Genomic DNA, 22,931 nt, shown 5'->3' with positions numbered 1-22,931 from the left:
CAGTTACCGCGTCGTGGTCAGCGGTGCGCTGCGCTTCGCGAATTACGCCGTCGTACCGCCGGTTACGCCTACGTGAACGGCTATCTTTGTCCGAATGTGATCTTCGTCACACCGTAGGCGCGCTGTGACGGACCCGCCAAAGCGCGCCCGCGATGCAGTTAACAAGATATTCGGGGATCCATTGCGCGAGTTACCCGTTGACGAGCGAGACAGTTTTTCGCCGGACGACGCCGCCGAGCATGAGCAGTGGTTGCGGGACAATATCCCCCCTCACCATGATTGACCTGTGATTTCGCGTTAAGCGCGGAAAACGGCAGGTGGCCGCATGGCGTCACCGTCTGACACCGATGTGCGACGCGAGACCGGCCCGGTTGTCTCTTCGTTGCGACACAATCGGTCCGAACGACGGTGTTTGATCGCGCCTGCGGCGCGCCAGCAAACTCCCATCACAGGGTGGCGGAATCGACGCGAATGTCCCCCACGCGTTGCCGGGGGGATGCCTCCCCGTTATGTTCCTCGTGTCAACGATGAGCGAAACGTAAGAGCAGCATGTGAGCTCTCTCATTTGCGTCACATGCCACTCAAGCGTCGTGTGTGGTTTAGCGGTAGGAGCCGCGCACGGACAACAACACGGTGGACTAGCCGGTCCGCCGTCTACATAGCTAGGGAGAACATGAAGGCATTCAGTCGGGTGCTGGTCGCGATTGTGGCGGCGTTGGCCGCTTTGTTCGTGAGCACGGGCACCTCTCATGCAGGTCTGGACAACGAGCTGAGCCTGGTTGATGGCCAGGATCGGACGCTGACGATCCAGCAGTGGGACACCTTCCTCAATGGTGTGTTCCCCTTGGACCGCAACCGGCTGACTCGTGAGTGGTTCCACTCCGGTAGTGCCGTCTATAACGTGGCCGGCCCGGGTGCTGATGAGTTCGAGGGCACCTTGGAGCTGGGTTACCAGATTGGTTTCCCGTGGTCGCTGGGTGTGGGGATCAACTTCTCCTACACCACGCCCAACATCCTGTTGGATGATGCGAACCTCTATGGCGGTCCGTTCACGGCGTTTGGTTCGGTGATTACCCCGAACCTGTTCCCGGGTGTGTCGATCTCTGCTGACCTGGGCAATGGCCCCGGTATTCAGGAAGTGGCGACGTTCTCGGTGGATGTGTCGGGTCCGCACGGCAAGGTGGCGGTCTCCAACGCTCATGGCACCGTGACCGGTGCTGCTGGTGGTGTGTTGCTGCGTCCGTTCGCTCGGCTGATCTCCAAGGCCGGTGACAGCGTCACCACCTACGGCGAACCCTGGAACATGAACTAACTCCCAGCTCAGGGCTCTACGAAGCAGCCCCCGGCGATTCGCCGGGGGCTGTTTTGCCGTTATCACCACAGTAACGAGAGAAGTCAGCTACAACATCTGTAACGGTTGCATCACGTATTGCGATCCACCCGTTGTAGGTCCAGGCCTTTCAGAGATGGGGAACAAATGAAGGCATTCAGTCGGGTGCTGGTCGCGATTGTGGCGGCGTTGGCCGCTTTGTTCGTGAGCACGGGCACCTCTCATGCAGGTCTGGACAACGAGCTGAGCCTGGTTGATGGCCAGGATCGGACGCTGACGATCCAGCAGTGGGACACCTTCCTCAATGGTGTGTTCCCCTTGGACCGCAACCGGCTGACTCGTGAGTGGTTCCACTCCGGTAGTGCCGTCTATAACGTGGCCGGCCCGGGTGCTGATGAGTTCGAGGGCACCTTGGAGCTGGGTTACCAGATTGGTTTCCCGTGGTCGCTGGGTGTGGGGATCAACTTCTCCTACACCACGCCCAACATCCTGTTGGATGATGCGAACCTCTATGGCGGTCCGTTCACGGCGTTTGGTTCGGTGATTACCCCGAACCTGTTCCCGGGTGTGTCGATCTCTGCTGACCTGGGCAATGGCCCCGGTATTCAGGAAGTGGCGACGTTCTCGGTGGATGTGTCGGGTCCGCACGGCAAGGTGGCGGTCTCCAACGCTCATGGCACCGTGACCGGTGCTGCTGGTGGTGTGTTGCTGCGTCCGTTCGCTCGGCTGATCTCCAAGGCCGGTGACAGCGTCACCACCTACGGCGAACCCTGGAACATGAACTAACTAGGACCTGTCGCCACTCGTCGTCTCTGCGGTGTCAGGGCTCGGGCCTGTGCCCGGGCCACTGACATGCGGACCGACTTGGCCGTTGGTCTCTGCGAGGATGTTGCGGATCTCCGTCAGGATCGCGAGCTCGGTGTCCTGCGCCTGCTCGACCTCGCCCTTCTTGCGCAGCCTGTTGTACGGGGTGACGACCAAGAAGTAGACCACCGCGGCGACAAGGACGAAGTTGATCGCCGCCGACAACAGGATGTTCAGATCGATGGCCTGGCCGCCGCCGATGCCGATCCGCAGGATGCCGTAGTTGGCGTCGCCGCCGGCGCCGATGCGGTTGATCAACGGAGTGATGATGCTGTCGGTGAACTTGGTGACCAACGCCGTGAACGCGGTACCGATCACCACCGCGACGGCCAGATCGACGATGTTGCCTCTGGACAGAAACTCCTTGAAGCCCTTCAACATGCGCTCGAACCCCTCCTGCAGTCGGATGCCTACCTGACAAGCGTTGACGTTAGTCGGGTTGGAAGTGCGGCGGACGCGGTCTGGTGCTAGCTTCGCCGGGGAATCGGGCTGTGCACCAAGGCAAAAGGAGTGGAGATGCGTTGGGTGTGGTCGGCTGCGGCTGGCATGGTCTTCGGGCTGTCGGTGCTCGCGATCGGCACCGCAAACGCCGAACCGACACCGTCACCTGCACCAGCACCCGCGACCTCCAGCTCTGACGAGTTGGCCGACATGGTGATGGACGTGATCCAGCACGGTGGCCCCGCGGCCCCGACCACCACGCCGGTGCCTGCACCGCCGCGCTGACCGCCTCAGTGGAAGGTGAGCGTCACCGTCTGAAGCAGTGCCGCCGCTGCCAACTCGTTGGCAGCGGCGGCTCCGACGGCCACGAGCACGACCCTGTCGCTGCCGTTGCCTGCGCCCTTCGGCTTTTCGGACGTCAGGACGACAACGGCATTCGTCGCCACCAGTTGCGGTCGGGCGTCCGCACCGGATTCGGAGCTCGCCGCGAACACGTCCACCACATCCCCAGGACGGACCAGATCCAGCACCGCGCTGTCGGCAAGGGGCAGCGGCACGATGCGGGCGTCGGGACCGGCCACCGATTCGGCAAGCCGCGGACCGAGCACCCGCACGTCGGTGAGCACCTCGCCGCGGCGGGCCGGGCCGGCGAGGGTGGCACCGACAACGGCGTCGACGTCTGACTGCGCACCGTCGGGAACCGTTGCGGCCGTTCGCTTTTCGAGCCGGACATCGGCTGCGGTCAGTTCCACACCCGAGGCGAGGTCACGCGTCGCGACGACAATGTCGGTGCGATCACCGTGTGGGTCGGAGCGCAGCGCGACAACGGCGGCCAGGATGACGAGCGCGGCCGCGGCTGCGCGGCGGGCGGCCAGCGTGCGTGACCAATCCGGCCGCGCGGCCAATAGCCGGCTCAGGACAGACGGATTAAGCGAGTCCCCCATGCGGCCACGTTAAGGCGCGGCGGCACAACGAGGGTGCGGGCTGTGCCCGCGGCTGTGGATAACTCGGCTCGCGTCAGGTCGATGCGGCAGCAGCGGGTGCCGAGGTGGTCGAGTTGGTGCTCGAACCGTTGGATGACGATTTCTCCGACGACTTCTCCGACGACGAGGACGACGAGCCGCCGGTGGACTCCGAGCCGGACCCGTTGGACGAACTCGACGAGCCGTTCGCGGAGCTCTTGGCCGAATCGCGGCTGTCGGTGCGGTAGAAACCGCTGCCCTTGAAGACCACTCCCACATTGCCGAACAGCTTGCGCAGCCGACCGTTGCACTTGGCGCAGGTGGTCAGCGCGTCATCGCTGAAGGCCTGCACTGCGTCGAACCGATCGCCGCACTCCGTGCACGCATAGGAATAGGTAGGCACAAAAACCTCCGAGATGGTCAAAACTGCTTAGCACTCTACCGGCTCAAGTGCTAGAACCGCTATGTGGGCTCGGTCATTCCCTGGTCGAGTTCGGTCAAGCCGCCGGTCGGCGTCAGCGCGTGCGTCATCCGCACATCGTGCGGCTCGGCGGGCAACCGCGCGACGAGCTCGTCGTCGCGCACGACGGCGACCAGTCGCGCGGCGGGCGCGGCCAGCGGTAGGGAGCGGTCGTAGAACCCGGCGCCGCGCCCCAACCGCACCCCGGTCCGATCGACGGCGAGAGCGGGCACCAGCACCACCGACGCCGAGGCGATCGCATCGGCGGGCAACCACGGCTCGGCGGGCTCCAGTAAGCCGAACCGCGCGGCCACCAGTCGGCCCGGCCGATACTCGCCCCAAAGCAGCGGCACCGGCAGACCCGCCGCGTCGTGGTGGGCGACCGGCAGCAGCACCCGAACGCCGCGGCGCAGCAATGAGTCGATCAGCTCGGCAGAACCGGGCTCGGAGCCGACGGGCACGTAGGCGCATACGGTTTCATCCGGGCCGATCAGAGTGGCCAGATGTCGCGACAGCGCATGGGCTTCGGCGTCGTGTAGTTGCGGCGCGAGTGCGCGGCGAGCGGCGAGGATCTCGGCCCGCAGCTCGGTCTTCGTCGGGTACGCCACGGCGTCAACGATGACAGCCTCTTCGCGGCAGTCGCAAAACGAACGCAATACATGCCTTCGCGGCTTAACCGAGCTAAGGACGTTAGGGTGTGAACGATGACAAGAGCTCAGGTTCCGATTCCGCGCACCGCGGTCGTTCCTGCCGCGGGCCTTGGGACCCGGTTCTTGCCCGCGACCAAGACGGTCCCGAAGGAATTGCTGCCCGTCGTCGACACGCCCGGCATCGAACTGGTGGCGGCCGAGGCGGCCGAGGCGGGTGCCGAGCGGTTGATCATCGTCACCTCCGAAGGCAAGGACGGCGTCGTCGCCCACTTCGTCGAGGACCTGGTTCTCGAGGGCACGCTGGAGGCGCGCGGCAAGACCTCGATGCTGGAGAAGGTGCGGCGCGCACCGGCGCTGATCAAGGTCGAGTCGGTGGTACAGCGCGAACCGCTCGGCCTCGGACACGCCGTCGGATGCGTCGAAGTCAGCCTGGCGCCCGACGAAGACGCGGTCGCGGTGCTGTTGCCCGACGATCTCGTGTTGCCCACCGGTGTGCTGGAAACCATGTCGAAGGTGCGCGCCAAACGTGGCGGCACGGTGCTGTGCGCGATCGAGGTCGGTCCCGACGAGATCAGCGCCTACGGCGTGTTCGACGTCGAAAAGGTGCCAGATACCAACAACCCCAACGTGTTACGCGTCAAGGGCATGGTGGAAAAGCCGAAGGCTGAGGACGCGCCGTCGCCGTACGCCGCAGCAGGCCGCTATGTGCTCGACCGTGCGATCTTCGACGCGCTCAAGCGGGTTCAGCGTGGGGCAGGCGGCGAGATCCAATTGACCGATGCCATCGCGCTGCTGATCAAAGAGGGGCATCCGGTGCACGTCGTCGTGCATCGCGGGTCTCGACACGACCTCGGAAATCCTGGCGGCTATCTCAAGGCTGCGGTTGACTTTGCGTTGCAACGCGACGACTACGGCCCCGAGTTGCGACGGTGGCTGGTGGAGCGATTAGGGCTGATCGACTGCTGATACGCCACGACGGCTCCTGAACGGCAGAAAGGCGTGCAGTAGTGCGTTCGGTGGAGGAGCAGCAGGCCCGGGTAGCGGCCGCTGCGGTGGCGCCACGACCCGTCCGGGTGGCGATCGCCGAAGCCCAAGGGTTGATGTGCGCCGAGGAGGTCGTCACCGAACGGCCGCTGCCTGGATTCGATCAGGCTGCCATCGACGGGTATGCCGTACGAAGCGTGGATGTGCTCGGCGTCGGGGGCGGCGAGGATGACGGCGAGGGGGACGACGGGAACCGCGAAGTGAGCCTTCCGGTAATGGGTTCGATCGAAGCCGGTGCCCGCGCCCCGAGCCGGCTGCAGCCGCGCCAGGCCGCCCGAGTGCAGACCGGTGCGCCGATGCCGACGCTCGCAGATGCAGTACTGCCGTTGCGGTGGACCGACGGCGGCGAGTCGCGAGTGACGGTGCTTCGTGGCGTGCGGTCAGGGGCCTACGTCCGTCGCACCGGCGATGACGTCCAGCCCGGCGACGTCGCCGTGCGGGCAGGCACGATCATCGGCGCGGCGCAGGTGGGCCTGCTGGCGGCGGTCGGCCGCGAGCGCGTGCTGGTTCACCCGCGGCCCAGGCTGTCGGTGATGTGCGTAGGCGGTGAGCTCGTCGACATCTCGCGGACGCCGGGCAACGGACAGGTCTATGACGTCAACTCCTACGCGCTGGCCGCGGCAGGCCGCGACGCCGGCGCCGAGGTGACCCGTGTCGGAATCGTCGACACCGACCCGAATGAACTTCGGGAAGTCGTTGAGGGCCAAGTCAATCGCGCTGAGGTGGTGGTGATCGCCGGAGCGGTCGGCGGCGCGGCCGCCGAGAGTGTGCGCTCGGTGCTCTCACAACTCGGCGACATGGAAGTCACGCGCATCGCGATGCATCCCGGCTCGGTTCAGGGCTTCGGTCAGCTGGGCCCGGAGGGAGTGCCGGTGTTCCTGCTGCCCGCCAACCCGGTGAGCGCGTTGGTTGTCTTCGAGGTGATGGTGCGACCCCTGATCCGGCTGACGCTGGGCAAGCGGCAGCCGATGCGCAGGGTCGTGCAGGCCCGCACGCTGTCGCCGATCAGTTCGGTGGCAGGCCGCAAGGGTTATCTGCGTGGCCAGCTGATGCGCGACCAGGACACGGGTGAGTACTTGGTGCAGGCTCTCGGCGGGGGGCCTGGCGCGTCGTCGCATCTGCTCGCGACGCTTGCTGAAGCAAACTGTTTGGTGGTGGTTCCGACCGAGGCAGAACAGATCCGCACCGGCGAGATCGTCGACGTCGCGTTCCTGGCTCAGCGCGGCTGAACGGTAGCGGCTTGCCGTCATGAACCTGTGGCGTTCGACTTCATTGCACCCCGGATGGCCGACGCCGGTGGGCCCGTTGCGGGTCGCCGGTGGTTTGGTGCGACTGCGGCCCGTGCGTCTGCGCGATGCGTCCTCCTGGAGCCGGATCAGGCTGGCCGACCGCGCCCACTTGGAGCCGTGGGAACCGGTGACCGATGTGAATTGGGAAGTGCGGCATTCGGTTTCGTCGTGGCCGGCGGTCTGTTCGGGATTGCGGTCGGAGGCCCGTAAGGGTCGGATGCTGCCGTACGTCATCGAGGTAAACGGCGAGTTCACCGGTCAACTGACCATCGGCAACGTCACGCACGGTGCGCTGCGCTCGGCATGGATCGGCTACTGGGTGGCCAGCTCGGCCACCGGCGGCGGGATCGCGACAGCGGCGCTCGCGCTGGGCCTCGACCACTGTTTCGGACCGGTCATGCTGCATCGGGTCGAGGCAACGGTGCGGCCGGAGAACGCCGCGAGCCGGGCCGTACTGGCAAAGGTCGGTTTCCGCGAGGAGGGACTGCTGCGGCGCTACCTCGAGGTCGACGGTGCCTGGCGCGATCACCTGCTGGTGGCGATCACCACCGAGGAGCTGCGTGGTTCGGCCGCCTCCGCATTGGTGCGCGAGGGCCACGCGCACTGGGCCTGAGCGCATGCCAGCGAAGTCGAGCCATCGTTACCAATGTGACGTTTGTGGCAGATGGTGCTTGTAAGTCGGGAATTACAGGTGTGTAATTGACCTCGGCGCGCCGCCGATGGATGCGCTGGTCACGGACCTAGCCTGTAGGGGAAAGGAGCAGGCGCCATGCCAAGCATCCCCCAATCTCTCCTCTGGATCTCCCTCGTAGTGCTGTGGCTCTTCGTGTTGGTGCCGATGTTGATCAGCAAGCGCGATGCCGTTCGTCGTACCAGCGACGTGGCATTGGCGACGCGGGTGCTCAACACCGGCAGCGGCGCGCGGTTACTGCGCCGCGGCAGGCCGGCGGCCGGACACAACAGCGATCCGCACTGGCAACCGTCGGACAGCGATCTCGACGACGAACCCGAGGACGACCTCGAGGACGAGGCGACGCACGAGTCGACGGAGCGGGCGGTGGTGCGCGCCGCCGCCGTCGAGTCTGAAATCGACTGTGAGCCGGACTACCTCGATGTCGATGTTGTCGACGAGGATGCGGGTGCATTGCCGGTCGGCGCGTCGGCGCACGACGCCGTCGAAGAGCAGCCCGAGGGTCAGACCGACGAGCTGCCATTGGATTTCGGTGAGGGAGCTGAGGAACCCGAGGATCTCGAGGCCGACGAGCCTGCGGCCGAATACGAGTCCGACGGCACCGAGGACGAATACGAGTACGTCGACGATTCGTCGGGTCTAGAGGCGCCGTCGGAAACCGATCTGCAGATCGCCGACTCGATCAGCGCCGCGCGCATGCGGCGGTCGGAGGCACGGGCTGCCACGATCGACGCCCGCAAGTACAAGTTCCGCAAGCGGATGCTGACGATGCTGACCGTGTTGACGGTCGTCGCAGGCATCGCGGCAGTGACCCTGAGCCCCGCCGCCTGGTGGGCCTGCGGGTCCATGAGCGCGATAACCCTGCTCTACCTGGCCTACCTGCGTCGGCAGACCCGCATCGAGGCCCGGCTGCGGCGGCGCCGCGCCCAGCGGATCGCGCGATCGAGACTGGGCGTGGAGAACACCGACGATCACGAGTTCGACGTGGTCCCGTCGCGGCTGCGGCGGCCCGGTTCGGTGGTGCTGGAGATCGACGACGAGGACCCGATCTTCGAGCATCTCGACTACGCCCCGTTCGCGCGCGAGTTCGACCTGCCGCGCGCCGCCGGCCAGTAGCCAATCGATTTTCTGCGGCGGCGCCGAGGCTGGTAGCCTGTGCTACCGGTACCAGGGGCTATGGCGCAGTTGGTAGCGCGACTCGTTCGCATCGAGTAGGTCAGGGGTTCGATTCCCCTTAGCTCCACATATATCGAGAGTCCATGCGCGCACGTTCCTTGCGCGTGCGCTGCGGGTTGTGGCCGCTGACGTGAATCTGCGCCCAAGCGCTCTCGTCGCAATTCGAAGGACAGCACGCTGTCTCGCCGCCGGGTCGAGCGAGTAGATCCCGGGCGGCATGACGTGACACAACGCTTCAGCTACCTAGTCATCATGCGTTTTCGGCGCTATCAAGATCGCCACTTATGCGGTTGCTGGCCGCATGCCTCGGTGTCATCCGAATCGACGACGCCGCGGCACACGGTGTTACCGCAACAGCAAAGTTCTCCGTTTGCGGATTTCTTTGCGGAATCTTGACTACGTGCGTTTTCTTTCATCCGCCACGTGACGAAATGCAAGACACGGAAAGGTCATTCGTTCAGCGGTAACGAAAGTTCAGGGCGCTGTACGCAATTCGGGCGCGATGATCTGCGAACCCTGGTGCCGTTTGCCCGATTTGCTCGTCGGCGTGTGCTGGCGATGCCTATCACACACGGCACACGTGTGCAAGTGGCGACACATGCACTGCGAATTTGGGAGTAATCTCCCATCTTTGGGAAAACCCTGTTAGGTTGACCGCCATGCCTGAGAACGACCACGCATTGGCAAACGAGAAGGCCTGACGATCCGTTGGGCGCCCTAGTGGCTGCGAACTCCGCAGATCGTTTTGCCAGGCCGACTGCATCCCTATCGCTTGGCCGTGCCCGCCGCGGCGTGGTGGCAGTGGACAAAGGTTCGCTGCACGCGCGCGCGGTGTGCACGTGCGGGTGGCAAGGACGACAACATCTGTTGTCTGCCATCGCAATACACGAGGCGCACCTGCACAGCGCACAAAACCGGTGCAGTCCGGCAGTTCCGCTGTTCGTTTCGGACCACAGTCTGCAGGCATTCTCGCTAACCGCCGTTTCCTACTGATTCCTGCCAACTTCACGCTGACGAGAGGCGATTCGTGGATAGAGCACCCGTTACTCCCATTGCTGTCATCGGAATGGCCTGCCGACTTCCCGGGGGGATCGACTCCCCGAAGGAGTTGTGGGATGCGTTGTTACGCGGCGACGACATGGTCACCGAAATTCCGTCTGACCGGTGGGATCTCGACGAGTACTACGACCCCGAACCGGGTGTTCCTGGCCGCTCGCCGTGCAAGTGGGGTGCCTTTCTGGACGACGTCGCGGGCTTTGACGCCGACTTCTTCGGCATCAGCGAGCGAGAAGCGACCGCAATGGACCCGCAGCATCGGATCTTGCTCGAAACCTCTTGGGAGGCCATGGAGCACGCCGGTTTCACGCCGGAGACCATCGCCGGCTCACTGACCGGCGTTTTCATGGGTCTTACGGTCAACGACTATCAACTGCTGGCCGCCGACACCGACGCTATGGAGGGGCCCTACGGTGTCACCGGCGCCAATTTCAGTGTCGCGTCGGGACGCATCTCCTACGCCCTCGGTGTGCACGGACCCGCGATCACCTTCGACACCGCGTGCTCATCCGGGCTGCTCGCCATTCACATGGCGTGCCGCAGCCTCAACGACGGTGAGAGCGATCTCGCGCTCGCAGGCGGCGCCAACGCCGTCCTGGACCCGCGCAGGTTCGCAGGCGGTTCAGCAGCTGGAATGTTGTCACCGACCGGGAAGTGTCACGCATTCGACGCGGCCGCAGACGGATTCGTCTCCGGCGACGGTTGCGCTGTGGTCATGTTGAAGCGACTGCCGGATGCCCAACGCGACGGTGACAGGATCCTTGCCGTACTGCGCGGGACGGCCGCCAATCAGGACGGCCGCACCGAGACGATCACCACACCGTCGGCAACCGCGCAGACCGAGGTGTACAAGAAGGCGCTGGCGACTGCGGGCGTCGAGCCGAGCACCATCGGCATGATCGAGGCCCATGGACCCGGCACCCCTGTCGGGGATCCCATCGAATACACAAGCCTTTCCAACGTTTACGGCATCGACGGACCATGCGCGCTTGGTTCGGTCAAGACGAATCTGGGGCACACGCAGTCTGCCGCCGGAGCGGTAGGGCTTGTCAAAACCGTCCTCTCGCTGCAACACGGCGTGGTCCCGCAGAATCTGCATTTCAACCGGCTGCCGGACGAACTTGCCGAGATCGACACCAAACTGTTTGTGCCACAGGAGAACACGCCGTGGCCGACGAACGGCGATCATCCGCGGCGGGCCGCAGTCTCGTCGTATGGGATGTCAGGGACGAACGTGCACGCCATCATCGAACAAGCTGCCGAACAACCCGCCGCGGCGACGGATTCGGACACCGAATCCGTGCTGGGCGACAAGCTGATCTTCCCACTGTCGTCCACCTCGCCCGAGGAACTGCGCCGCACGTCCGGTCGGCTGGCCGACTGGCTCAAGTCGGTAGGCAGCGGCGTGGCACTGTCGGATCTCGGTTACACCCTTGCCCGCAGGCGTGCCCACCGCCCGGTGCGGACTGCCGTGATGGCCGGCAGCCTTGGCGAACTGACCGACGCCTTGCTCGAGGTCGCCGACGGCGACGCACCGTACCAGCCTGCGGTCGGACATGACGACCGCGGACCGGTGTGGGTGTTCTCCGGACAGGGTTCGCAGTGGGCCGCGATGGGCGCCGAGTTGCTTTCCACCGAACCGGAATTCGCTGCCGCGGTCGCCAAGATCGAGCCGCTGATCGCGAGGGAGGCCGGATTCTCGGTCACCGAGGCGATTTCGGCGCCGGGCACGGTGACCGGGATCGACCTCGTCCAGCCTGCGATCTTCACCATGCAGGTGGCGGTGGCGGCCACGATGAAGGCCTACGGCGTGCAGCCCGGTGCCGTGATCGGCCATTCCATGGGCGAGGCGGCCGCGGCGGTGGTGGCAGGAGCACTGTCGCTCGAAGACGGTGTGCGCGTGATCTGCCGACGGTCCCGGCTGATGTCGACGATCGCCGGCTCCGGCGCAATGGCATCGGTCGAACTGCCTGCCGCGCAGGTGATATCGGAGCTCATGGCGCGCGGCATCAGCGATGTCGTGGTCGCGGTGGTGGCATCGCCTGAGTCGACGGTGATCGGCGGCGAAACACAGGCCGTGCGCGAGCTGGTTGCGGCGTGGGAGGAGCGCGACGTGATGGCGCGTGAGGTGGCCGTCGACGTCGCATCACACTCGCCGCAGGTCGATCCGATCCTCGACGAACTGACCGACGTGCTGGCCGAACTCAACCCGCTGACACCGGAAATCCCGTACTACTCCGCGACCTCGTTCGACCCGCGTGAGCATCCGGTATGCGACGCCTACTACTGGGTCGACAACCTGCGCCACACGGTTCGCTTCGCGGCGGCCGTGCAGGCCGCACTCGAGGACGGTTACCGGGTGTTCGCCGAGTTGTCCCCGCATCCTCTGCTGACCCACGCCGTTGGGCAGACCGCGCGAGGACTCGGTATGCCGGTGGCCGCGCTCGCTGCGATGCGCAGAGAGCAGGAGATGCCCAACGGCATGCTGGATTTCGTTGCCGATCTGCACAATGCCGGTGCCGCAGTCGATTTCGCCATGCTGTACCCCGGTGGCCAACTGGTGGATGCACCGCTGCCGACGTGGACCCACCGTTCGCTGTTGTTATCGCGGAGCGGCCAGGATTCTCGGGCGCAGGGCGCTTGCACCGTCTCGGCGCATCCGTTGCTGGGAGCCCATGTGCACTTGAACGAGGAGCCGGAACGCCACGTCTGGCAGGCAGAGGTCGGCACCGAGGCACAGCCGTGGCTGGGTGATCATCAGATTCACCACACTGCAGCGCTTCCCGGCGCCGCCTACTGCGAGATGGCGTTGGCGGCAGCGGCCACGGCCCTCGGCGAGGCAGCCGAAGTCCGTGACATCACGTTCGACCAGATGCTCCTGCTCGACGAAGAGACCCCTGTCGGCGCGGTCGCGACCGTGGAGGCGCCCGGTGTCGTCACGTTCGTCGTGGACACCGTCGAGGACGGGGAGCACGCGCGACGAGCGTCGGCGGTCCTGCATGCCGTCGCGGACGACAACGTCGCGCCCGCGCTCGACTTGGTCGCCCTGCTGGCGTCCCACCCGTGCCGGGTGGACGGAGATCAGGTCCGTCATTGGATGGTCAAGCGCGGCATCAAGTACGGCCCCGCGTTCTCGGGTTTGTCCGCGGCATATACCGCGGAGGGGATCGGTGCGACAGTGCTCGCGGAGGTAGCACTGCCCGCATCGATCCGTTCGCAGCAGAGCGGTTACGGCATCCACCCGGCGCTGCTGGACGCGTGCTTCCAGTCGGTGGCGGCGCATGCCAGCGTCGCCGAGGTCGCCAACGGCGGCATGTTGTTGCCGTTGGGTGTGCGTAGCCTGCGGGCCTACGGGCCCACTCGCAATGCCCGGTACTGCTATTCGCGCGTGACCGAGGCCGGCGCGACCGGTGTCGAGGCCGACCTCGACGTGCTCGACGAGAACGGGCAGGTATTGCTGAGCGTGCGCGGCCTGAAGATGGGCACCGGCGTTTCGCAAGCCAGCGAACGCGACCGCGTGTTGGGTGAGCGACTGCTGACCATCGAGTGGGAGCCACACGAACTGCCCGAAGCGGCAGACGCCCACCCGGGTGCGTGGCTGCTGGTCTCGACATCAGCGACTGCGGAAGCGGTCGCAGGAAAGCTCGCCGACGCGTTGAAAGCCGCTGGCGCCCAATGCACCTCGATGGCCTGGTCACAGCGGGCCGACCACAAACGCAACACCGAACAGCTTCGCGAGCACCTCGCCACCGACGGGTTCGACGGCGTGGTGGTCCTCACGGGCCCGCGCAACGGCAGCCTCGACGACGAACTCGCGGTCCGTGGCGGCGAGTACGTGCGCCATGTGGTGCGGATCGTCCGCGAACTACCCGAGGTGCCTGGCGAGCCACGGCTGTACCTGGTCACCAGTGATGCGCAGACGGTGCGCAACGGTGAGCGGGCCAACCTCGAGCAGGCGGGCCTGCGCGGCTTGATGCGGGTGATCGGCACCGAGCATCCTCAGCTTCGGGCCAGTCAGATCGACATCGACGACCACACCGACGGCGAGCACCTCGCCCGTCAACTGCTGGCGCGGTCCGAGGAAGACGAGACCGCGTGGCGAAACGGCCAGTGGTACACGGCGCGACTGAGCGCCACTCCGCTGCGCGCCGAGGAGCGACAGACGGCCGACGTCGAATACGAGCGCAACGGTGTGCGTCTGCAGATCCGCACGCCGGGTGACCTGGACTCGATGGAACTCGTTGCGTTCGAGCGTGTTTCGCCAGGACCGGGTCAGATCGAGGTGGCGGTGACGGCATCCAGCCTGAACTTCGCCGACGTGCTGATCGCATTCGGGAAGTACCCGACGTTCGAAGGCAGGCTGCCCGCACTTGGCACCGACTTCGCCGGTGTGGTCACCGCGGTCGGCAAGGACGTCAAGGACCACAAGGTCGGCGACCACGTCGGCGGGCTGTCCGGCAACGGGTGCTGGAGCACCTTTGTCACCTGCGACGCCAACCTCGCCGTCAAGTTGCCCGCGGGGCTGACCGATGCGCAGGCCGCCGCGACCACCACGGCGCACGCCACGGCCTGGTACGGGCTGCATGACCTGGCCAGGATCAGGCGCGGCGATCGGGTGCTGATTCATTCCGCGACGGGCGGTGTCGGCCAGGCCGCGATCGCGATCGCACGCGCCGTCGGCGCCGAGATTTTCGCCACCGCGGGCAGCGAAAAGCGTCGACAGTTGTTGCGCGACATGGGGATCAAGCACGTGTACGACTCGCGAACCATCGAGTTCGCCGACGCGATACGCAAGGACACCGACGGCTACGGCGTCGACATCGTGCTCAACTCCGTGACCGGCGCAGCCCAGCGCGCCGGGGTGGAACTGCTGGCGCTCGGCGGACGGTTCATCGAGATCGGCAAGCGCGACATCTACGGCGACACCAAAATGGGGCTCTTCCCGTTCCGTCGCAACCTCGCGTTCTACGGCGTCGACCTGGCCCTGATGTCGATCAGCCATCCTCAGCAGGTACGCAGCCTGCTGAAGAAGGTGTATCGGCTGACGGCCGAGGGATCGCTGCCGATGCCGGAAAGCACGCACTACCCGCTTGCCGCCGCCGCCACCGCGATCCGGGCGATGGGCGGGGCGCAGCACACCGGCAAGCTGATCCTCGACATCCCGCGGGTCGGGCACACCAACGTCGCCGTCCCGCCCGAGCAGGCGCGCATCTTCCGCAGCGACGGTGCCTACCTCATCACCGGCGGCCTCGGGGGCTTGGGCCTGTTCCTCGCCGAGAAGATGGCCTCCGCAGGCTGCGGCCGGATCGTGCTGACCTCGCGGTCGCAGCCAAATGACAAGGCGCTGGAGACAATCAACCTGATCCGGGCGATGGGCGCAGACATCGTCGTCGAGTGCGGCGACATCACCGCGCCCGGCACGGCGAACCGGTTGGTGGCTGCCGCGACCGCGACGGGACTGCCGTTGCGCGGGGTGCTGCACGCCGCAGCGGTGGTCGAGGACGCCACGCTGGAGAACATCTCCGACGAGCTCATTCAGCGCGACTGGGCCCCAAAGGTGTACGGGGCCTGGAACCTGCACCGTGCCACGGCCACACAGCCGCTCGACTGGTTCTGTTCGTTCTCGTCGGCCGCGGCTCTGGTTGGCTCACCCGGCCAGGGCGCATACGCGGCGGCCAACAGCTGGCTCGATGCGTTCACCAAATGGCGTCGGGCACAAGGGCTGCCGGGCACGGCGATAGCATGGGGCGCTTGGGCCGAAGTCGGCCGCGCCACCGCGGTGGCCGAAGCGGCCGAGATCGCGATCACTCCGGACGAGGGCGCATACGCGTTCCAGGCATTGCTGCGGCATGACCGCGCCTACACCGGATACGCGCCACTGACCGGGACACCGTGGTTCACCGCGCTCGCGCAACGAAGCCGGTTCGCCGAGCGGTTCCAGTCGACCGGTCACGGCTCGGCGGAGACGAGCAAGGTGCTCGACGAGTTGAGCACGTTGCCCAAGGACGAGTGGCCAACGCGGCTGCGGCGGTTGATCTCCGAACAGGTCAGCGTGATCTTGCGTCGCACCATCGATCCGGACCGGCCCCTTTCCGAATACGGTCTGGACTCGCTGGGCAACCTCGAGCTTCGCACCCACATCAAGGCCGAGACCGGGGTCCGCATCACGTCGGCGGACATCACCACGATCCAGGGCCTGGCCGGGCTGTTGTGCGAAAAACTGGAGTCACCGCAGGGTGCGTCGTCTTCCTGACATCGAAATGTCCGCTGAAATCCAGGCATACGAGTAAGGAGAATCGGGTGTACATCGGAGGAGGATCGGCGGGGGTCGGCCTGATCACCGGCAGAGTCGAGGACTGGGACCCGGGCTCGGGTTCGATCGTGTCATGGCATGCCTCACCGGCTTCGCGTGAGAAGGCGAGGCAAGCACCAGTCAGCCCGGTACCGATCGGTTATATGCAAGCCGGTCATCTGCGCGGCTTTGTCGAGTACGAGGAGAAGGGATTCGAGTACTCGCGGGTGGTGATGGGTTCATGGGATGTGCCGGGCCGCTGCGACATTCGGACCATGAGCTACGTCATCAACGCCCACCTTCGTCGCCACGAGACGTATCGCAGCTGGTTCGAGTACCTCGGTCACAACAACATCGTCCGGCATACGATCGCCAATCCGCGCGACATCGAGTTCGTGCCGACGAAGCACGGTGTGCTGTCGCCAGATGATTGGCACAAGTTGCTGATGTCGACCCCGGATCCGCTGCACTGGGATTGCTTCAGCTTCGGCATCATTCAGTACGAGGAGCATTTCGCCTTCTACGTGATCGTCGACCATCTGCACACCGATCCGGCGTTGATCACCGGCCTGTATGCGGAGATCGTCGCCATGTACCGGGCGCTGGCCGCCGGTGGCGCCCCGCTTCCGCTGCCACCGACCGGCAGTCACGACGAATTCTGCGTCCGGGAACGGAATTACACCGCCGAGCTGACGGTGGACTCGCCTCAGGTCAAGAAATGGATCGAGTTCGCCGAGAAGAACGGCGGCACGCTCCCGGACTTCCCGTTGCCGCTCGGCGATCAGTCCATTCCCTGTGGCGGCGACCTCGTCATCGAGCAGTTCATGAACCCGGAACAGACGGAGCAGTTCGAAGCGCGGTGCGCCGACGCCGGTATCCGGTTCAGCGGCGGCCTGTTCGGCTGTGCGGCGCTGGCCCACTACGAGCTGACCGGTGCCGACACGTATTACGGGCTGACGCCGATCGACAAGCGCAGAACGCCTGCGGAATACATGACGATGGGCTGGTTCACCGGCATCGTGCCGATCACCGTGCCCATCGATCCGTCCTCGTTCGAGGAGACGGCGCGGGCAACGCAGGCATCGTTCGACGAGAACGCCGAACTTGCCAACGTGCCATTCGATCACGTGCTGGAGCTGGCGCCATGGCTGCGCCGGTACGGCCCGGAGTACACGATGATGAACTACATGGACGCCGGGCTGCCCCCGCTGTCCGCAGTCGTCGCAACGGCCTTGAAGGGAGCGAATGCGACGGCCTATATCGATGGCAGGACACCGGCTTTCCTGTACTCGTCGTTCATCCGGCTGTTCGACGAGCTGTCGTTGATGGTGACTTTCCCCAACAACCCGATCGCGCGGGAGTCGGTGCTTCGCTATGTCGAGGTGCTGAAGTCCGTGTTCGTCCGGGTGGCAGAGGGCTACGACATGGTGGAACCGCTCCGCAATGTCGTTTGAGGACAGGCATGAAGGTTGAGGCGCATCGAGGATGGCCGCGAATGATGTAACCCGAAGCGGCGGCGTGTTCGGAAAACTGGGCAATGTGGTCGTGCGATGGCCGCTGCTCGTCGTCGTCTTCTGGGTCGCACTCGCGGCTGTTCCGTTGCTGACGCTGCCACCCTTGGCGGAGATCGTCGGCCGCCACAAGGCAACACCTCTGCCCTACGACGCGCCGACCATGGTGACGACGCGGGAAATGGCCGCGGCGTTCCACGAAACCGGTTCGGACAACGTCCTTTTGGTGGTGCTCACCAACGAGGACGGCCTAGGACCCGCCGACGAACAGGCCTACGGCAGGTTGGTCGACAAGCTGCGCGAAGACACCGCCGACGTCAAGTCGGTGCAGGACTTCCTCAGTGCGCCTCCGCTGCGGGAGATCTTGCAGAGCAAGGACAACAAGGCGTGGAATGTGCCGGTCAACCTGGTCGGTGACCTGGGTTCGCCGCAGTCGAGAACCGCCTACGAGCACGTCAGCGACGTCGTGGCGGAGACGGTCGCCGGAACCACGTTGACCGCCAACGTGACCGGGCCGGCGGCGACAGTGGCCGACATCGCCGAGGTGGGCGAGCGGGATCTGCACTGGATCGAGATCGGGACCGGCGCGCTGGTGCTGCTGATCCTGCTGATCGTCTATCGAAACGTCGTGACAATGCTGTTGCCGTTGGTCACGATCGTCATCTCGCTGGCCACCGCACAGGGGGTGTTGGCGGGTCTCGCCGAACTGGGCCTGCGCGTCGCCCCCGAAGCCATGGTGCTGATGACGGCGGTGATGGTCGGCGCAGGAACCGATTACGCCGTCTTTCTGATCAGCCGCTATCAGGACTACATCCGGCAAGGCCTGGACTCCGAGGAAGCCGTGAAGCGGGCGCTGGTATCGATCGGCAAGGTGATCACCGCGTCGGCGGCCACCGTGGCCGTCACCTTCGTCGCGATGATATTCGCGAAGATGCCGATCTTCTCGACTGTCGGCCCGTCGATCGCGATCTCGATAGCCGTGGCGTGTACGGCAGCGGTGACACTGCTGCCCGCCATCATCTCGGTGATGGGACCACGCGGTTGGATCAAGCCGCGACGCGATCTCACCAGTAAATTCTGGCGGCGCTCCGGAATACGAATCGTTCGACGGCCAAGGGCGCATCTGGCGGCCAGCTTGGTTCTGTTGATCATCCTCGCCGCGTTGTCCACGCAGGTCCGCTACAACTACGACGATCGCAAAACACTGCCGACCGCTGTCGAAAGCGCAGTCGGCTACAACGCGATGGTCCGCCATTTTCCGCTGGATTCCCTTGTGCCGCAGTTCATTTTTGTGCAGTCGCAGCACGATCTGCGGGGACCGCGGGCCCTTGCCGATCTGGAACAGATGGCTCAGCGGGTCAGCCAGGTGCCAGGCGTCGGGTTGGTGCGCGGCATCACCCGGCCTACCGGAGAGCCGTTGGAGCAGACCAAGGCGACCTATCAGGCCGGCGAAGTGGGAAGCAAGCTGAACGAGGGCTCCCAGCAGATCGCCAACCACGACGGGGACCTCAAGTTGTTGACCAACGGAGCCGACACCCTCGCCGACAGCCTCGGCGAAGTCAGAGGCCAGGTCACCTCGGCCATCGCCACCGTGACCGTCCTGGTCGACGCGCTGTCGTCGGTGCAGGGCGAAACCGGCGGTGCGGCATCGCTTGGCGACATCGACAAGACGGCACGACTCATCGACGGGATGCGGGCGCTCGGTGGCGCCATCAGCCAGAACGTCACGAAATTCGTCGCGAGTTTCGAATGGGCCGACCCCGTTCTCACCGCACTCGACGGATCTCCGATCTGCAGCATCGATCCCGCGTGCCGGTCGTCGCGTGACGAGCTGCGGCGTCTGGTAACCGCCCGCGGGGACGGCAGTTTCGACAAGATCGCCGATCTCGGCAGACAGCTGGAACAGACGCAGGACGTGCAGAGCATCGAATCGACCGTGACGCGGCTCCGCAGCGCGCTGACCACCGCCGCAGGGGCCGTGCATTCGATGGGTCTGGACCAGCCTGGCGGGCTGCAGAGCAAGCTCGCCGAATTGCAACAGGGCGCTGACGCTCTGGCCGACGGCAGCCGCAAGCTTGCCGAAGGTGTACAGCTCCTCGTCGACCAGACCCGGCAGATGGGCGCAGGCCTCGCCGATGCGTCGGCGTTCCTGCTGGCCATGAAGAGCGATGCGGCCGCACCGTCGATGGCGGGGTTCTACATCCCGCCTCAGGTGTTGACCCGCGACGAGTTCAAGAAGGCGGCAACCGCGTTCGTGTCACCGGACGGGCACGCCGTGCGGTATCTGGTTCAAACCAAGCTGGATCCGTTCAGCACCGCCGCGATGGATCAGGTGAACGCGATCCTCGACGCCGCCCGCGGGGCGCAACCGAACACGGCGCTGGCCGATGCGAAGATCTCGATGGGCGGTGTGTCAGCCGGATTGCGGGACACCCGTGACTACTACCACAACGACTTTCAGTTCTTCGTCTTCGCGACGATCCTCATCGTGCTTTTGATCATGATCGTCCTGCTTCGGGCGATCGTCGCCCCGGTCTATCTGATCGGGTCGGTCGTCATCTCCTATCTGTCCGCACTTGGCCTTGGCGTGCTGGTGTTTCAGGTGGGGCTGGGCCAGGAATTGCATTGGAGCGTCCCAGGACTCACGTTCATCCTGTTGGTCGCGGTCGGTGCCGATTACAACCTGCTGTTGATCTCCCGGATCCGCGATGAGTCGCCGCACGGCATCCGGATCGGGGTGATTCGCACGGTCACGTCGACGGGCGGTGTCATCACCTCCGCCGGGCTCATCTTCGCCGCCTCGATGCTCGGCCTGATGGTCGCCAGCATCACCACGATGATCCAGGTCGGTTTCGTCATCGGCGTCGGCATCCTGCTCGACACGTTCCTGGTGCGCACCATCACCGTGCCCGCCATGGCCGCGATCGTCGGGCGGGCCAATTGGTGGCCGTACCGCTGGTGGCCGGCGCGGCGGGCATCGAGAACGTCGGCACAGCGCCACCGTCACCGCCGCCGCCGCGGCACCCCTTCTGCCGCAGTCAGTCCCGACGACGAGATCACCGACGTGATTCCGACAGATGTGAGGTTCACATGAAATTCGTGCTGGCTGTTCACGGCACCCGCGGTGACGTCGAGCCTTGTGCCACCGTGGGTGTCGAACTGCAACGTCGCGGGCACGAGGTGGCGATGGCCGTCCCGCCCAACCTCATCGATTTCGTCGAGTCCGTCGGCCTTGCGGCGACGCCGTATGGACCGGACTCCGGGCCGCAGATCGACGCGGCCTCCGATTTCCTGCACCGGCTGTCCAAGTTCCAGAACCCGGTGAACATGGTGCGCAAGGGCATCGAGTTGTTCGTCGAGGGCTGGGCCGAGATGAGCACGACGCTGACGGCGCTGGCGCGGGGTGCGGACCTGGTGTTGACGGGCCAGACCTATCACGGTGTGGCCGTCAATGTGGCTGAGTACCACGGCATTCCGGTCGCCGGTCTGCACCACTTCCCAGTGCAGGTCAACGGGCAGCTGGGATTTCCTTCGGTGCCCGCACCCGCGCAGGTGATCCGCTCGACGATGCGGATGGCGTGGTGGACCTACGGCCGCATCACCAAGGACGCCGAGGACGCGCAACGCCGCGCCTTGGGCCTGCCGCCCGCCGAGGAGCCTGCCTTGCGGCGAATGATGGATGCACGCTCGCTCGAGATCCAGGGCTACGACCACGCCTGCTTTCCCGGGCTCGCCGCGGAGTGGAGTGACCGGCGTCCGTTTGTCGGCCCGCTGACATTGGAACTGACAAGCGGCGCCGAGGATGAGGTCGCGTCCTGGATCGCCGCTGGGACGCCGCCGATCTACTTCGGGTTCGGTAGCACGCCGGTCAAGTCCTCCCGGGAAACCGTCGCGATGATCAGCGAGGCCTGCGCGCAACTCGGCGAGCGCGCGCTGATCTATTCGGGTTCAGCCGAAACTGTGTCGCACGCCGAACACGTCAAGTTGGTTGGCCCGCTGAACTTCTCGACGATCTTGCCGCAGTGCCGCGCGGCCGTTCATCACGGCGGCGCGGGCACCACCGCGGCGGGGCTACGCGCGGGGCTGCCGACGTTGATTCTGTGGGACGTGGCCGACCAGCCGCTGTGGGCGGCCGCGATCAAGCGATTGAAAGTCGGTACTGCAAGACGACTTACGAAGACCAGCCGCGAATCGCTGGTCGCGGATATCGGCTCGATCCTCGCGCCGCGGTGCACCGCGCGAGCCCGTGCGCTGGCCACCCGGATGACGACACCCGGCGCCGCGGCCGTCAAGGCCGCCGACCTGCTCGAGACGGCGGCCAGCACGGCGAAGCCGCCGCTGAAAACGGCTGTGGGAAGGTAGGGATTCGTCGTGTGGGGCACTGTCCTGATCGTGGCACTTGTCGCAGCGTGTGATCCGGTGCGGCTCAGCATCGCGTTGCTGTTGATCTCGCGGCCACGGCCCATGCTGAATCTGCTCGGGTACTGGCTGGGCGGCATGGTCGCGGGAATCACCGCCGCGGTGGGACTGCTGTTAGTGCTGCGCGCTGTCGCACCGGTGCTCACCCAGCATGCGGCCGCCGCCGCGGAAAGCCCGATCGTCCGCCACATCCAAATCGGCGGTGGGATCACGGCGTTGGCGATCGCGGCCGTGATCGCCGTGGGGCTGGCGGCGCGGCAACGGAGCCGGGTCGAGGTGACCGTCGGCGCCGCGTCGACCACAATGGGCCAGCCCGATACTGTGACCGCACTGTCTCGGCTGTCGAACCTGGGCCGAAACACGCTGGAGGACAGATTCTTCTGGGTGGCCTTCCTCGCGGGTGTGGTGTCCGCCATCCCGCCCGTCGAGTACCTGGTGGTCATCGCCGTCATCCTGAGCTCGGGAGCCGCCGCAGGCACGCAGGTGAGTGCTGCGTTGATATTCACCGTTGTGTCGTTGGCGGTCATCGAGATTCCACTTGTCAGCTGTTTGGCAACCCCCGTGAAAACGCACGCCACGATGTTGCGGTTGCACGACTGGACGGCGGCTCGTCGCCGAGTGATCCTCGCTATCGGCGTCGCAATGGTCGGCACCTTCCTGGTTTTCACCGGTATCGGGAACGGCTGAGCAGTCCGCCATTTCGAGCAAACCCACGATATTAAAACTGACGGCACAGTAAATTGAGT

General features: G+C 65.5%; 16 protein-coding genes and 1 tRNA gene. 13 read left to right on the top strand and 4 right to left on the bottom strand.

Translation table 11 applies throughout. The features are described 5' to 3' along the window. Window positions 1-673: 673 nt before the first annotated feature. Together GGC64_RS34190 and GGC64_RS34185 are read left to right on the top strand one after the other, a co-directional pair. Window positions 674-1,312 carry an MspA family porin gene (locus GGC64_RS34190; protein ID WP_192727069.1) on the top strand — a complete coding sequence of 213 codons (639 nt, stop codon included), beginning with the start codon at window positions 674-676 and terminating at the stop codon, window positions 1,310-1,312. Window positions 1,313-1,477: 165 nt separating this feature from the next. Next, on the top strand, window positions 1,478-2,116 hold the full coding sequence (locus tag GGC64_RS34185; protein WP_192727069.1) for an MspA family porin: 639 nt from the start codon (window positions 1,478-1,480) through the stop codon (window positions 2,114-2,116). On the opposite strand, the gene mscL is transcribed toward GGC64_RS34185, so the two are convergent. Then, entirely contained in the window at window positions 2,117-2,575 is a 459-nt protein-coding gene (gene mscL, locus GGC64_RS34180; protein ID WP_192727068.1) for a large-conductance mechanosensitive channel protein MscL, read from the bottom strand. Window positions 2,576-2,710: 135 nt separating this feature from the next. On the opposite strand from mscL, the gene GGC64_RS34175 reads away from it, so the two are divergent. Further along, a complete protein-coding gene (locus GGC64_RS34175; RefSeq protein ID WP_192727067.1) occupies window positions 2,711-2,920 on the top strand; it encodes a hypothetical protein in 210 nt (69 codons plus the stop codon). 5 nt (window positions 2,921-2,925) lie between these two features. Here the strand turns inward: GGC64_RS34175 and GGC64_RS34170 are convergent, their stop codons facing one another. The 3 genes from GGC64_RS34170 to GGC64_RS34160 all read right to left on the bottom strand — a co-directional run bounded on the left by GGC64_RS34170 (window position 2,926) and on the right by GGC64_RS34160 (window position 4,665). Then, complete coding sequence (locus GGC64_RS34170) at window positions 2,926-3,579, bottom strand: SAF domain-containing protein (RefSeq protein WP_192727066.1); 654 nt, start codon at window positions 3,577-3,579, stop codon at window positions 2,926-2,928. Window positions 3,580-3,652: 73 nt separating this feature from the next. Then, window positions 3,653-4,000, bottom strand: a complete 348-nt coding sequence (locus GGC64_RS34165; RefSeq protein WP_192727065.1) for an FmdB family zinc ribbon protein — start codon at window positions 3,998-4,000, stop codon at window positions 3,653-3,655. 59 nt (window positions 4,001-4,059) lie between these two features. After that, complete coding sequence (locus tag GGC64_RS34160) at window positions 4,060-4,665, bottom strand: 5-formyltetrahydrofolate cyclo-ligase (protein WP_192727064.1); 606 nt, start codon at window positions 4,663-4,665, stop codon at window positions 4,060-4,062. Between the two features lie 96 nt (window positions 4,666-4,761). Here GGC64_RS34160 and GGC64_RS34155 point away from each other — a divergent pair, with 96 nt between their 5' ends. From GGC64_RS34155 to GGC64_RS34110, 10 genes are all read left to right on the top strand, one after another. Next, entirely contained in the window at window positions 4,762-5,673 is a 912-nt protein-coding gene (locus GGC64_RS34155) for a UTP--glucose-1-phosphate uridylyltransferase (RefSeq protein WP_192727063.1), read from the top strand. 41 nt (window positions 5,674-5,714) lie between these two features. Next, entirely contained in the window at window positions 5,715-6,980 is a 1,266-nt protein-coding gene (gene glp, locus GGC64_RS34150) for a gephyrin-like molybdotransferase Glp (RefSeq protein WP_192727062.1), read from the top strand. 19 nt (window positions 6,981-6,999) lie between these two features. Continuing rightward, a complete protein-coding gene (locus tag GGC64_RS34145; RefSeq protein WP_192727061.1) occupies window positions 7,000-7,653 on the top strand; it encodes a GNAT family N-acetyltransferase in 654 nt (217 codons plus the stop codon). 156 nt (window positions 7,654-7,809) lie between these two features. Continuing rightward, window positions 7,810-8,847 carry a gephyrin-like molybdotransferase receptor GlpR gene (gene glpR, locus GGC64_RS34140; protein ID WP_192727060.1) on the top strand — a complete coding sequence of 346 codons (1,038 nt, stop codon included), beginning with the start codon at window positions 7,810-7,812 and terminating at the stop codon, window positions 8,845-8,847. Between the two features lie 54 nt (window positions 8,848-8,901). After that, a tRNA-Ala gene (locus tag GGC64_RS34135) sits at window positions 8,902-8,974 on the top strand. 960 nt (window positions 8,975-9,934) lie between these two features. Next, window positions 9,935-16,216 (top strand): type I polyketide synthase, encoded by a 6,282-nt coding sequence (gene pks2, locus GGC64_RS34130; RefSeq protein ID WP_192727059.1) that lies wholly within the window; start codon window positions 9,935-9,937, stop codon window positions 16,214-16,216. A gap of 47 nt (window positions 16,217-16,263) precedes the next feature. Then, the gene (locus tag GGC64_RS34125) at window positions 16,264-17,709 is read left to right on the top strand and encodes a condensation domain-containing protein (protein ID WP_192727058.1); all 1,446 of its coding nucleotides are present in this window, start codon (window positions 16,264-16,266) and stop codon (window positions 17,707-17,709) included. 31 nt (window positions 17,710-17,740) lie between these two features. Next, complete coding sequence (locus tag GGC64_RS34120; protein WP_192727057.1) at window positions 17,741-20,860, top strand: RND family transporter; 3,120 nt, start codon at window positions 17,741-17,743, stop codon at window positions 20,858-20,860. Then, complete coding sequence (locus GGC64_RS34115) at window positions 20,857-22,128, top strand: glycosyltransferase (protein ID WP_192727056.1); 1,272 nt, start codon at window positions 20,857-20,859, stop codon at window positions 22,126-22,128. The genes GGC64_RS34120 and GGC64_RS34115 overlap by 4 nt, the downstream gene beginning before the upstream one ends. Window positions 22,129-22,137: 9 nt before the next feature. Then, window positions 22,138-22,872, top strand: a complete 735-nt coding sequence (locus tag GGC64_RS34110; RefSeq protein WP_192727055.1) for a GAP family protein — start codon at window positions 22,138-22,140, stop codon at window positions 22,870-22,872. The last annotated feature ends 59 nt before the right edge of the window (window positions 22,873-22,931 follow it).

The sequence above is a fragment of the Mycobacterium sp. OAS707 genome, from assembly GCF_014873705.1.
GTDB lineage: Bacteria > Actinomycetota > Actinomycetes > Mycobacteriales > Mycobacteriaceae > Mycobacterium.
Note: the sequence above shows the minus strand (reverse complement) of the source record. Positions and strands in the feature narration are given on the sequence as shown.

Bases quoted from the DNA above. Each gene is read 5' to 3' on its own strand.
- mscL (WP_192727068.1), bottom strand. From the start codon at position 2,575: ATGTTGAAGGGCTTCAAGGAGTTTCTGTCCAGAGGCAACATCGTCGAT.
- GGC64_RS34185 (WP_192727069.1), top strand. From the start codon at position 1,478: ATGAAGGCATTCAGTCGGGTGCTGGTCGCGATTGTGGCGGCGTTGGCC.
- GGC64_RS34155 (WP_192727063.1), top strand. From the start codon at position 4,762: ATGACAAGAGCTCAGGTTCCGATTCCGCGCACCGCGGTCGTTCCTGCC.
- glpR (WP_192727060.1), top strand. From the start codon at position 7,810: ATGCCAAGCATCCCCCAATCTCTCCTCTGGATCTCCCTCGTAGTGCTG.
- GGC64_RS34190 (WP_192727069.1), top strand. From the start codon at position 674: ATGAAGGCATTCAGTCGGGTGCTGGTCGCGATTGTGGCGGCGTTGGCC.
- GGC64_RS34170 (WP_192727066.1), bottom strand. From the start codon at position 3,579: ATGGGGGACTCGCTTAATCCGTCTGTCCTGAGCCGGCTATTGGCCGCG.
- GGC64_RS34145 (WP_192727061.1), top strand. From the start codon at position 7,000: ATGAACCTGTGGCGTTCGACTTCATTGCACCCCGGATGGCCGACGCCG.
- GGC64_RS34115 (WP_192727056.1), top strand. From the start codon at position 20,857: ATGAAATTCGTGCTGGCTGTTCACGGCACCCGCGGTGACGTCGAGCCT.
- GGC64_RS34120 (WP_192727057.1), top strand. From the start codon at position 17,741: ATGGCCGCGAATGATGTAACCCGAAGCGGCGGCGTGTTCGGAAAACTG.
- GGC64_RS34175 (WP_192727067.1), top strand. From the start codon at position 2,711: ATGCGTTGGGTGTGGTCGGCTGCGGCTGGCATGGTCTTCGGGCTGTCG.